The sequence below is a fragment of the Rhizobium sp. FKL33 genome (assembly GCF_005222915.1).
GTDB lineage: Bacteria > Pseudomonadota > Alphaproteobacteria > Rhizobiales > Rhizobiaceae > Rhizobium_E.
In genome coordinates, this window is the sequence record NZ_STFX01000021.1 from 167,108 (window position 1) to 178,997 (window position 11,890).

An 11,890-nucleotide genomic window follows, 5' to 3' on the forward strand; every position below is an offset into this window, starting at 1 on the left:
AAATCGGCCTTTTTCAGCCGGCGTGTTCTTCGCCTTCGAACATCTGCACGGGCGAGCCCGGCATGATCGTGGAGATCGCATGCTTGTAGACGAGCTGGGAATGACCGTCACGACGCAGCAACACACAGAAATTGTCGAATGACGTCACCACGCCCGTGAGCTTGACGCCGTTGATAAGAAAAATTGTCAGGGAAATCTTCTGCTTGCGGACCGTATTGAGAAACAAATCCTGCAGATTTTGAGAACGTTCAGCCATTGCGCCCGCCGTTTCTTCGGTTTTTGCCGGCGAATTCGCCGGAATTATTGTTCATGCCTCCCGGCGGGACTCCCAAAGCCCCAACCTTGCATAGACAGCTATCAAATCGATGTCTTTTCCGCAATGTCGAAAAAAGCTTCACGAATTTTTTGCGACATCGAGCCGGGATGACCGTTGCCGACAGCGTGTCCGTCGATTTCGACGATCGGAAAGCAGATGCTGGTGGCCGCCGTGATGAACACTTCGCGGGACGCCTTCATCTCCTCGACGCTGAATTTGCGTTCACGAATTTCGACGCCCAGCCGCGCTGCGACATCCTGCAAAGTCGTGCGGGTGATGCCGCGCAGAATGCCGTGTTCCGCCGGCCGGGTGACCAGCGCGCCATCGGCGTCGACCATCCAGACATTGGTGGCCGCGCCTTCGGTGACATTGCCGTCGCGGTCGACATAGATCGCTTCCTGCGCGCCCTGCTCCTTGGCCGCCTGCCGCGCCATGGCGTTCGGCAACAGGCCCACCGTCTTGATGTCGACGCGCTCCCAGCGATTGTCGGGAACGGTGATCGCCTTCAGGCCCTTGGCGTTCTTGGCGGCGATGATCTTGGGATCGGTGCTTTTCGCGGTCACCACGATCGAAGGCCGCGTGCCGGCCTTCGGAAAGACGTGATCGCGCTTGGCGACGCCGCGCGTCACCTGCAGATAGAACATGCCGTTCTTGACGTGATTCATCCGCGCCACGCGCCTGATCACCTGGGCCAACGCCGCCCTACTCATCGGCCAGTCGATGCGCAATTCGCCGAGGGAACGTCCGAGACGATCGAGATGGCGGGTGAGATCGACGATCACGCCATGGCGGATCTCGCAGACTTCATAGACGCCGTCGGCGAACTGGTAGCCGCGGTCTTCCACATGCACCATCGCGTCCGAATGCGGAACATAGGCGCCGTTCACATAGGCAATTCTCGACATAGCTGGTCCTGTTGGGCTGGTCCTGTTGGGCTCGTCCTGTGGTCGACGTCAGACGCCGAGCGTCTTCAATTTGCGATGCAGGGCGGAACGCTCCATCCCCACGAATTCGGCAGTCCGCGAAATATTGCCGCCGAAGCGGTTGATCTGCGCGATGAGATAGTCGCGCTCGAACATTTCGCGCGCCTCGCGCAGCGGCAGCGTCATGATGTGCTGGTCGCCCGTCGACGAGACCTTCGGCATCGCGTCGAGCACGTCGGCCGGCAGCATGTCGGCGGTGATCGGCGTATCGGGCCCGTCGCTGCGGGCGAGAATTAGCAGCCGCTCGATATTGTTGCGCAGCTGGCGCAGGTTCCCCGGCCAGTCATGCGCCTGCAGGATGGCGAGCGCATCGTCGCCGATCTTGCGCGGCCGGATGCCGGCATGCTCGCAGATCTGCCGCATGAAGAGATCGACGAGGAACGGAATGTCCTCGCGGCGATCCGAGAGCGGCGGCACCTTCACCGGCACCACCGACAGGCGGTGATAGAGATCCTCGCGGAAGCGGCCTTGGCCGATCATCTGTTCGAGATCGTAGGCGGTCGAGGAAATGATGCGGACGTCGACCTTCACGCGCTTGGAGCCGCCGACGCGTTCGAACTGCTGGTCCACGAGAACGCGCAGGATCTTGTTCTGCGTCTCGCGCGGCATTTCGCCGATCTCGTCGAGATAGAGAACGCCGCGATGGGCCTCTTCCAGCGCGCCGGTCTTGCGCGGCTGGCCGGGCGTGCCCTCGGTGCCGAACAGCGCAATCTCCATCTTCTCGGGCGTGATCGCCGCCGCGTTCAGCGCCACGAACGGGCCTTCGGCGCGCGAGGATTTGCGGTGGATGATGCGCGCCACCAGCTCCTTGCCCGAGCCAGAGGGACCTATGATCATGATGCGGCTGTTGGTGGGGGCGATCTTCTCGATGTTCTGGCGAAGTTGCGACACCGCCACCGAGGTGCCGATCAGTTCGGCCGTATCGCCCGACCGCTTCTTGAGATCGCGCACCTCGCGCTTGAGCTTTGAGGTTTCAAGAGCGCGTTCCGCGATCAGGATCAGCCGGTCGGCCTTGAACGGCTTTTCGATGAAGTCATAGGCTCCGCGCCGGATGGCGTTGACGGCCATTTCGATATTGCCGTGGCCCGAGATCATCACCACCGGGATCTCTGGGTAGCGGGTCTTGATTTCATCGAGCAGCGCCAGCCCGTCGAGCCGGCTGCCCTGCATCCAGACGTCGAGGAAGACCAGTCGCGGCACACGGTCGGAAATCGCGGCGAGAGCGCTGTCGGCGTCATGGGCCGTGCGCGTTTCATGTCCTTCGTCAGACAGGATGCCGGAGACGATCTCGCGGATGTCCTGTTCGTCGTCGACCACCAAAATATCAGACGCCATGTGCACTCACCTTCTCGTCCAACCTTTCCGTCGCCTGATCAGCCAACGGCAATATCACTCTGAACATCGCGCCGAAACCGTGATCGAAATCCGGCGGCGCGTCGTGAATCTCGAGATGCCCGCCATGCTCCTCGATGATCTTCTTGACGATGGGCAGGCCGAGCCCTGTGCCCTTCTCCCGCATCGTCATGTAAGGTTCGAGGATCCGATGGCGGTTTTCCTGTGGCAGCCCCTTGCCGTTGTCGATGATTTCCACAACCAGCCGGTCGCCGCGCGGATCGGGCTTGGCCCGCACCATGATCTTGTAGTCCTCGCGCGTCTGGTCCGAGGGGATGGCCTCGATCGCCTCGACCGCATTCTTGATGAGGTTCGAGAACGCCTGGCCGAGCATGCGCGAATCGAAGGCGCCGGTCAGCGGCTCCTCGCCCCAGTCGCGGAGGAAGCGGATGTGATTGTTGCCCATCTCGCGCAGGAACACGGCGTCCTTGAGGATCGTCCTCAGGTCGCTGATTTCCTTGGAAGGCTTGGGCATGCGCGCGAAAGACGAGAATTCGTCGACCATCCGGCCGATATCCTCCACCTGCCGCACGATCGTGTCGGTGCATTGATCGAATACCGCACGGTCGTCCTCGGCGATATGGCGTCCATAGCGGCGCTTCAGCCGTTCGGCCGACAGCTGGATCGGCGTCAGCGGATTCTTAATTTCATGGGCGATGCGGCGGGCGACGTCGGACCAGGCGGTCGAGCGCTGCGCGATCATCAGATCGGTGATGTCGTCCATGGTGATGACATAGGATTCCTTGCCGGCATGCGATTCCTCGCGGGTGATCTGCACATTGAGGTTCCGCTCCTTGCCGCCCTGGATCATGGCGATTTCGCCGCGGAAATCCTTGCGCGACCGGCTCGCGGCCTCGGACAGCAGGCCGTCGATCTCCGGCGCCACTTCGCTCAACTGCCGGCCGGGCAGCGTGTCCTGATCCTGCCCCAGCAACAGGCCGGCGGACGGATTGGCGATGGTGATGGTGCGGTCTTCCTCGACCCCGATCACCGCCGCCGTCACGCCCGACAGCACCGCCTCGATGAAGCGTCGGCGGTCGTCGACTTCGTCGCGGGCGACGATCAGCTCGTCGCGCTGGCTGCGCAGTTCCGAGATCATCTTGTTGAAGGTGCGCGACAGGCTGCCGACGTCGCCGTCGATCGCCCTCACCGGCACGATCACATTGAGATTGCCGCCCGCCACATTGTCGGCGGCGTTGATCAACAGGCGGATCGGCCGGACGATCCGGTCGGCCACAGCGATCGCCGCCCAGATGGCCGCGAGCAGCACCACCAGCGCGAAACCGAGGAAGATCACGCCATAGGCGATCTGCGTCGTGACCTTGCCCTCGTCCATGACGCGGTATTCGGTGGCGTTCGCCTCCATCAGGTTGGCGGCGGAGAGAACGCGGGGGTCGACGGCGCGGATCGTGTAGAGATAGGCGTCGAGCTGGTCGAGATTGATGATGGCGCCGACGAGGTTGGTCTTGCCCGGCGGGATGAGCACCGGCTTGCCCGACACGGCAGACTTCATCGCCTCCGCCGGCATCGCCGGCAGCGGCTTGTCGCTGTCAACCTCGGATTTGGCGATCACCGACCCGTCGCGGTTCATCAGGAACGAGGCGAGCAGGCCCCTGCCCTTGGTCTGGCGCGTCAGCAGCTGCTCGAAGCCGGAACGATCCAGCGCGAAAAGCTGCCGGTTGCGCTCGAGGTCGTTGCCCATCGACACGGTCTGGCCGAGCAGATAGCTGGCGTTGTCGTTGAGATAGGCCTGCGCCACATTCATCGCCGAATAGACGATTTCCTTGGTGCGCACCGAAAACCATCTGTCGAGCCCGACATTCAGGGTCAGCGAGGCGATGACCGCGACGAGAATGGCTGGCGCGATAGCGACGCCCGAGAACAACGAGACGATGCGGATATGCAGTCTTGCGGCGGCGCGACCGCGCGCGCGGGCCTTGAACAGCCGGTAAAGCTCGTAGCCCACCAGCGTCATCAGCGCGAGCACGAAGAGGACATTGACCACCACCGAGGCGATCACCACATTCGGTTCGGGCTGGATAGGCGTGACGCCGAGCAGGATGGCGAGCGTGATCAGCGCCGCCAGCAGCGATCCGCCGGCCACCGCCACGCCCGTGGTCGTGGAAATGCGGCGCGGATCGATGCCCACGGCCTTGGTTTGATCCTGACTGACCGCCATCCAGTCCCCCGTTCGCCTCGAGCGGGAGCGCCCGCTCGAATCGTCTTCCGACGCTCTTGTTACGTTGCGTTAAAGCAACGCATTGTGGCGGAAATGCAACGGAAAAATGATGCGGATCACGCCGAGCGGGCGCTGCGATAGACGGTGACGCCCAGTTCCCGGATCTTCTTGCGCAGCGTATTGCGGTTCAGCCCGAGCAGGTCGGCCGCCTTGATCTGGTTGCCGCGCGTCGCGGTGAGCGCCGCGAGAATCAGCGGATATTCCATCTCGGCCAGCACGCGGTCATAAAGCCCCGGCGGCGGCAGCTGGTCGCCGAATTCGGCGAAATAGGAGCGCATATTCTCCTCCACCGCTTGCGCGATGGACACGACGCCAGAAGCCGAACCCGGCTTTTCCGCCGGCCCCGAGGATACATCCGGCTTGAGTTCGCTGTCGGCGATCTCCCGCGTGATCACATCCTGCGGATAGAGCGCGGTCAGGCGGCGGACGAAATTCTCGAGTTCGCGCACATTGCCCGGCCAGGGATAGGCCTTCATCACGTCGAGCGCCTCATTGTCGAAACGCTTCGGCGCCATGCCTTCTTTCTCGGTCAGCTGCACGAAGTGGCGCACGAGATCGGGAATGTCTTCGGAACGCTCGCGCAGGGGCGGCAGCCGCAGCGGCACGACGTTCAGGCGATAATAGAGGTCTTCGCGGAACAGGCCTTGGTTGATCGCCTGCTTGAGATCCTTGTTGGTCGCCGCAACGATTCGCACATCGGTGCGGATCGGCGTGCGGCCGCCGACGGTGGTGTATTCGCCCTGCTGCAGCACGCGCAACAGGCGCGTCTGGGCGTCCATCGGCATGTCGCCGATTTCGTCGAGGAACAGCGTGCCGCCCTCGGCCTGCTCGAAGCGGCCGGTCGAACGCGCCTGCGCGCCGGTGAAGGCGCCCTTCTCATGGCCGAACAGTTCCGATTCGATCAGATCGCGCGGAATCGCCGCCATGTTGATGGCCACGAAGGGACCGTTGCGGCGCTTGCCGTAATCATGCAGCGCCCGCGCCACCAGTTCCTTGCCGGTGCCCGATTCGCCGGTGATCATCAGCGTCAGGTCGGTCTGCATCAGGCGCGCCAGCACGCGATAGATTTCCTGCATCGCCGGCGAGCGGCCGACCAGCGGCATGCCGTCCTGGCTGTCGTCGTCGATGCGCTGCGGCTTGCGCTTGGGCTCGGCGAGCGCGCGGCCGACGATGGCGATGAGTTCCGTCAGGTCGAAGGGCTTCGGCAGATAATCGTAAGCGCCTTTTTCCGACGCCTTGATTGCCGTCATGAAGGTGTTCTGCGCGCTCATCACCAGCACCGGCAGGTCCGGACGGATGCGCTTGATGCGCGGCAATAGGTCGAAAGCGTTTTCATCCGGCATCACCACGTCGGTGATGACCAGATCGCCGTCGCCCGCCGAAATCCAACGCCACAGGGTCGCGGCATTGGAGGTGATGCGCACATCGTAGCCGGCGCGGCTGAGCGCCTGGTTGAGCACAGTCCTGATCGCGGCGTCGTCGTCGGCGACAAGAATCGTGGCATTGCTCATGTCAGTTTCCCTGCGTCTTGGCGTTAGCCGGCTCGCCCGCATTTCCGCGCGACGCCGGCAGGAGCACCCTGAAAATCGTCTTGTTGTTCTGGCGGTCGCATTCGACGATGCCGCCATGGCCACCGATGATCTTGGCGACCAGCGCGAGCCCCAGGCCCGAGCCGTTGGTCTTGGTGGTGATGAACGGATCGAAGAGATGCGGCACGAGGTCTTCCGGAACGCCGGGACCATTGTCGACGACGCAGAATTCGAGCGGCAGCGAGATCTTTTCGCGCGTTCCCGCCACCGACATGCGGATGCCCGGGCGATAGGCGGTGGTCAGCGTGATCTCGGCGTCGGGCCGGTCGGCGACCGCTTCGGTGGCGTTCTTGATCAGGTTCAGGAACACCTGGATCAGCTGGTCGCGATTGGCGTGCACCGGCGGCAGCGAGGGATCGTAATTCTCGCTGATCTTGACGTTGCGGGCGAAGCCGGCTTTCGCCACCGCTTTGACGTGATCGAGAATGGAGTGGATGTTGACCGGCGCGCGATCCACGGGCCGCTCGTCGGAAAACACTTCCATCCGGTCGACCAGCGAGACGATACGGTCGGTTTCCTCGCAGATCAGCTGCGTCAGCGCCCGGTCTTCGTCGGTCACCGAGGTCTCGAGAAGCTGCGCCGCGCCGCGAATGCCCGACAGCGGGTTCTTGATCTCATGCGCCAGCATCGAGGCCAGTCCCGTCACGGAGCGGGCTGCGGCGCGATGCGTCAACTGCCGGTCGATCTTGTCGGCCATGGTGCGTTCCTGGAACACGATCACCACGGACCCTGCCTCTGTCAGCACAGGCGCGACATAGATGTCGACGAGCTTGTCGGAGCCGAGCCGCGGCGAGCTCAGATCGACGCGATATTCGTTGACCGGCGCGCGCCGGTCCCGCACCTGCTCGATCAACGCCAGAAGCGGGCTGCCGAACGGAATATAGGCATAGATGGTGTGGCGGGCGAGATAGGAAGCGCTGGCGCCGAAGAATGCCTCGGCCTCCCAATTGGCGAAACGGATATAGCCATCCTCATCCACCAGGATCACGGCGTTCTGGATGGCGTTGAGCACCGCCATGGCGATTTCATTCACGGCTGCAGCGCCTTTCTTCTTGTTGTCTCCCGTCATCACGCGGCCTCGCTGGCGGAGTGCGCCGGCCAATCGCCGTCGAAGGCGGCATCCATCAGCATGGCTGCCTCTTCGGGCGACCGGGATGTCAGGATCTGCTGGCGAAGCGCGGTGGGCGCATCGGGGGCGGCATGGTCGAGATACCAGCCGAGATGTTTGCGGGCATGGCGAAGTCCGGGCTCGCGACCATAGAAATCGAGCATCATCGCGTAGTGCCGGGCGAAAATCGTCTTGATCTCGGCCAGCGCGGGCTCGGCGCGAACGCCGGCCAGCACGCCGGGCAGCCAGGGCCGTCCCTGCGCGCCGCGGCCGAGCATCACCGCATCGGCGCCGGAGGCGGCGAGAATTCCCGCAATGTCGGCGCGCGACCGCACATCGCCATTGGCGACCAGCGGTATGGAGATGGCCTCCCGCACCCGGGCGATCTTGCCCCAGTCGGCGCGGCCTTCGTAAAATTGCATGCGGGTCCGGCCATGCACGGTGATCATGCTGACCCCAAGCGCTTCGGCGGCCCGCGCAAGCTCCGGCGCGTTCAGCGACTGGTCGTCCCAGCCGAGCCGCATCTTGACGCTGACCGGAACCTTGACCGCATCGACCACGGATTTGATGATGGCAAGCGCCAGTTCGGGCTCGCGCATCAGCGCCGAGCCCGAGAGACCGCCGATCACCTTCTTGGCCGGGCAGCCCATGTTGATGTCGATCATATCGGCGCCATGCGCCTCGGCGATCCGCGCGCCTTCCGCCATGAAATGCGGATCGCGGCCCGCCAGTTGTACGATATGCGGAGATATGCCGGAATTTCTCAGCCGCGACCACGACTCGGCGGCGTTGTGCACCAATTCCCGGCTCGCCACCATTTCCGTCACCACGAAGCCCGCGCCGAATTCATGCGCAAGCTGGCGGAACGGCAGATCTGTCACTCCAGACATCGGAGCGAGCGCGATCCGGTTTCGAAAGGCGAGCGGGCCGATCTGAAGAGGCGTGGACATCACGTCTGTCGTCAAATGATTATCTTTCGGGCATGGCCTTTGTTTGCTTGATTTTTAGCCACATTGCGGCAACTTGCCAAGAGAAATCGACTCGCGCCCAAAAATTATGCGTTGCTTGCATCTGGCATCTATATGGCGGACGCGCGAGCGCCTATACACCGCGCAATGCTACTATCCAATGACATCAGCTGAAACAATATGAGGCAGACGCAATCCATGACTTTAGGCGTGCTGATCGTGGCCGCAGGCCGCGGCGAACGGGCGGGCGGTTTGGCCGAAGGCCCGAAGCAGTATCGCCAGATCGGCGGCCGCCCTGTCCTCGCCCATACGATCGACGCCTTCCTGTCCTGGCCCGACTGCGGCCCGGTCATGGTGGTCATTCATCCCGACGACGTCGATCTCTACGACGCGGTGGCGAGAACCACCTCCGATCCGGCCCGGCTCTATCGGACGTTCGGCGCGGCGACCCGTCAGACCTCGGTGTTCGCGGGTCTCGAAGCGATGGCCAGCCTCGGCGTCACCCATGTGATGATTCAGGACGGTGTTCGTCCCTTCGTCACTCACGGCCTTCTCGATCGCATCGCCGCTGCGCTTCGCGCCGGCGGCCGCGCCGTGCTGCCGGCGACGCCCGTGGCCGACACGTTGAAGCGCGGCGCGCCCGACGGTTTCGTGGCCGACACCGTCTCCCGCGACGGGCTCTATGCGGCGCAGACGCCGCAGAGCTTCGACTACGCCTTCATTCTCGACGCCCATCGCCGCGCCTCCCAGGCCGGCGTGACGACGCTGACCGACGACGCGGCGATCGCCGAATGGGCCGGCGCGCCGGTGCGGCTGGTGGAAGGCGATCGCAACAATGTGAAACTCACGCTCAAGGCGGATATAGACATGGCGGACAGAATGCTCGCACAGACCTCGCTTCCCGATATTCGCACCGGCAACGGCTACGATGTCCATCAACTGATTCCGGGAGACGGCGTCACGCTCTGCGGAATCAGGATCGCCCATGATTTCACGCTGAAAGGCCATTCCGACGCGGACGTCGCCCTGCATGCCCTGACCGATGCGCTGCTCGCCACCTGCGGCGCCGGCGATATCGGCGATCACTTCCCGCCGTCCGATCCGCAATGGCGCGGCGCGGCCTCACGCATCTTCCTCGAGCATGCGGCGAACATCGTGCGCGAGCACGGCGGGACCATCATGAACGCCGACATCTCGCTGATCGCGGAAGCGCCCAAGATAGGCCCGCACAGGCAAGCCATGCGAGAATTCCTGTCGGACTGTCTCGGCATCGAGCTGGAGCGCTGCTCGGTCAAGGCGACCACCAATGAAAAAATCGGGTTTATCGGCCGTGGCGAAGGCATCGCGGCCATCGCCACCGCCACCGTGGCATTCGGGAGACGATAATGTTCGAAAAGGAAATTCTGGCGCTGGCCCGCGAAGTCGTTGAGCTCTGCACCGAGAAGAATGTGATGGTGTCCACCGCCGAATCCTGCACCGGCGGCCTGGTGGCCGCCGCGATCACGGCGATTCCCGGCTCGTCACAGGTCATGGAGCGCGGCTTCGTCACCTATTCCGACAAGGCCAAATGCGAAATGCTCGGCGTCATGCCGATCACGCTCCGCCAATATGGCGCGGTGTCCAAGGATGTGGCGCTGGAAATGGCGCATGGCGCCATGTCGCGCTCGGAAGGCGGCATCGCCGTCTCCACCACCGGCATCGCCGGCCCCGACGGCGGCTCGACGGGAAAACCCGTCGGCCTCGTCCATTTCGGCGGCCGTCACTACAAGGGCAAGCTCATCCACCGGGAAATGCGCTTCGGCGATATCGGCCGCGAAGCAATCCGGCTCGCTTCCGTCGAAGTGGCGCTGGAAATGATCGTCGAACTCGCCAGGCTCGGCTGAGCGGCGCAAGAGACTCAGGCGCGCGGATAGATCTGGTCCGCGCGCTTCTCGAAGGCTTCCGCAAACATGCGGAAGGCGCGGTCGAACATCGACCCCATCAGCGCGCCGAGAATCCGGCTCTTGAATTCATAATCGATGAAGAACTTCACCTCGCATCGGCCGCCGTCGAGATCGACGAAGCGCCAGACATTGTCGAGATATTTGAACGGCCCATCGATATATTTCACCTCGATCGCCAGTTCCTCGGGCTTCAGCAGCACCTGGGTGGTGAAGGTCTCGCGGATCGCCTTGTAGCCCACCGTCATATCCGCCACGAGCAGCGACTTGCCGTCGCGCTCTTTGCGGCTGCGCACGGTCAGCGCCTCGCAGAGCGGCAGAAATTGCGGATAGGTTTCGACATCGGCCACCAGCGCGAACATGTTGCGCGCGGTGTGATTGACGGTGCGGGTTGTTTCGTATTGGGGCATGGGTCAACTATTTTCGAATGCACGCGCGTCATACACATGCCGTGTCTCCGATTTAGAATGCCGGTGCGCAATGCACAAGGGCGCAGAAACAGGGATAATTCCAGCTTAACTATTGCAAGAAGGCCTCACATTCGCTCCGTTTCGGCACAAAAAAGGCCCTCAACCCATTAGGGTAACGACAACCATACGCAACGCTTGTTGACATGCCGCAGCGCAACATAGAATATAAAAAAGCCTTAATTCTTGTTCAAAAGGTTGAACCATGGAATGGATTAAGCTCAACTCAAAGTTAATTTCGGAGGCGGCTTATGACGAAGCCGACCTGGCTCTCCACGTCAGATTTCACAATGGCAGTGAAAAGGTGTTTTCCAGCGTCTTTAAGCACACATTCGAAAACCTGATTTCAGCGGAATCGCCCGGCTTCTTTTACGCAACCTATATCTCCGAACATTATTCCGGAAACAGCAAAGCGCCTCGACGCAGTCGGTAGTGCACCGAGAAGCAGCGACCGTCGCGCGCAGGCAAAGGCGGTCGCCAAACACCACGTTTGGAAAAAGTAAATACATAAACATAAAGGGAAAATGGCGCGAGTGACGGGGCTCGAACCCGCGACCTCCGGCGTGACAGGCCGGCACTCTAACCGACTGAGCTACACCCGCGCTTTGTTCCGTTCAGCGTCTCCGCCGTTCGTGAAGCGGTGTCTAAGGCTCTCAAGGCGAAGTGTCAAGCGCGGCTTGTAAGTTTTTTGCCCGATCCGGCATTTTTCCAAACTGGATGAGAAAAACCCGCCAAACCGCTGATTCCAAAACGACAAAAGACGCCACAAGGGCGTCTTCTAAACTTGTCTTTTTCATTTTCTGGAAGGAAAATGGCGCGAGTGACGGGGCTCGAACCCGCGACCTCCGGCGTGACAGGCCGGCACTCTAACCGACTGAGCTACACCCG

Annotated in this window: 10 protein-coding genes and 1 tRNA gene; 2 read left to right on the forward strand and 9 right to left on the reverse strand. The window is 62.4% G+C overall.

The features are described 5' to 3' along the window. Positions 1 to 13: 13 nt before the first annotated feature. The 7 genes from hfq to dusB form a co-directional block, all read right to left on the reverse strand. Positions 14 to 256, reverse strand: a complete 243-nt coding sequence (hfq, locus tag E8Q41_RS13985; protein WP_137156161.1) for an RNA chaperone Hfq — start codon at positions 254 to 256, stop codon at positions 14 to 16. A gap of 101 nt (positions 257 to 357) precedes the next feature. Next, positions 358 to 1,221 carry a D-amino-acid transaminase gene (locus E8Q41_RS13990; RefSeq protein WP_137156162.1) on the reverse strand — a complete coding sequence of 288 codons (864 nt, stop codon included), beginning with the start codon at positions 1,219 to 1,221 and terminating at the stop codon, positions 358 to 360. Positions 1,222 to 1,269: 48 nt separating this feature from the next. Further along, the gene (locus tag E8Q41_RS13995) at positions 1,270 to 2,634 is read right to left on the reverse strand and encodes a sigma-54 dependent transcriptional regulator (RefSeq protein WP_137156163.1); all 1,365 of its coding nucleotides are present in this window, start codon (positions 2,632 to 2,634) and stop codon (positions 1,270 to 1,272) included. After that, positions 2,624 to 4,870, reverse strand: a complete 2,247-nt coding sequence (locus E8Q41_RS14000; protein ID WP_137156164.1) for a PAS domain-containing sensor histidine kinase — start codon at positions 4,868 to 4,870, stop codon at positions 2,624 to 2,626. The genes E8Q41_RS13995 and E8Q41_RS14000 overlap by 11 nt, the downstream gene beginning before the upstream one ends. Before the next feature lie 116 nt (positions 4,871 to 4,986). Then, positions 4,987 to 6,441 carry a nitrogen regulation protein NR(I) gene (gene ntrC / locus E8Q41_RS14005; protein WP_137156165.1) on the reverse strand — a complete coding sequence of 485 codons (1,455 nt, stop codon included), beginning with the start codon at positions 6,439 to 6,441 and terminating at the stop codon, positions 4,987 to 4,989. Between the two features lies 1 nt (position 6,442). After that, a complete protein-coding gene (locus tag E8Q41_RS14010) occupies positions 6,443 to 7,588 on the reverse strand; it encodes a nitrogen regulation protein NR(II) (RefSeq protein WP_137156166.1) in 1,146 nt (381 codons plus the stop codon). Then, the gene (dusB, locus tag E8Q41_RS14015) at positions 7,588 to 8,577 is read right to left on the reverse strand and encodes a tRNA dihydrouridine synthase DusB (protein ID WP_137156167.1); all 990 of its coding nucleotides are present in this window, start codon (positions 8,575 to 8,577) and stop codon (positions 7,588 to 7,590) included. Before dusB ends, E8Q41_RS14010 begins: the two co-directional genes overlap by 1 nt. A 198-nt stretch (positions 8,578 to 8,775) precedes the next feature. Here dusB and E8Q41_RS14020 point away from each other — a divergent pair, with 198 nt between their 5' ends. Together E8Q41_RS14020 and E8Q41_RS14025 are read left to right on the forward strand one after the other, a co-directional pair. Continuing rightward, on the forward strand, positions 8,776 to 9,981 hold the full coding sequence (locus tag E8Q41_RS14020; RefSeq protein ID WP_137156168.1) for a bifunctional 2-C-methyl-D-erythritol 4-phosphate cytidylyltransferase/2-C-methyl-D-erythritol 2,4-cyclodiphosphate synthase: 1,206 nt from the start codon (positions 8,776 to 8,778) through the stop codon (positions 9,979 to 9,981). Then, positions 9,981 to 10,478 (forward strand): CinA family protein, encoded by a 498-nt coding sequence (locus tag E8Q41_RS14025; RefSeq protein WP_137156169.1) that lies wholly within the window; start codon positions 9,981 to 9,983, stop codon positions 10,476 to 10,478. Before E8Q41_RS14020 ends, E8Q41_RS14025 begins: the two co-directional genes overlap by 1 nt. Before the next feature lie 14 nt (positions 10,479 to 10,492). Here E8Q41_RS14025 and E8Q41_RS14030 read toward each other — a convergent pair whose 3' ends face one another. Next, a complete protein-coding gene (locus E8Q41_RS14030) occupies positions 10,493 to 10,945 on the reverse strand; it encodes a type II toxin-antitoxin system RatA family toxin (RefSeq protein ID WP_137156170.1) in 453 nt (150 codons plus the stop codon). 582 nt (positions 10,946 to 11,527) lie between these two features. Then, a tRNA-Asp gene (locus tag E8Q41_RS14040) sits at positions 11,528 to 11,604 on the reverse strand. Positions 11,605 to 11,890: the final 286 nt, after the last annotated feature.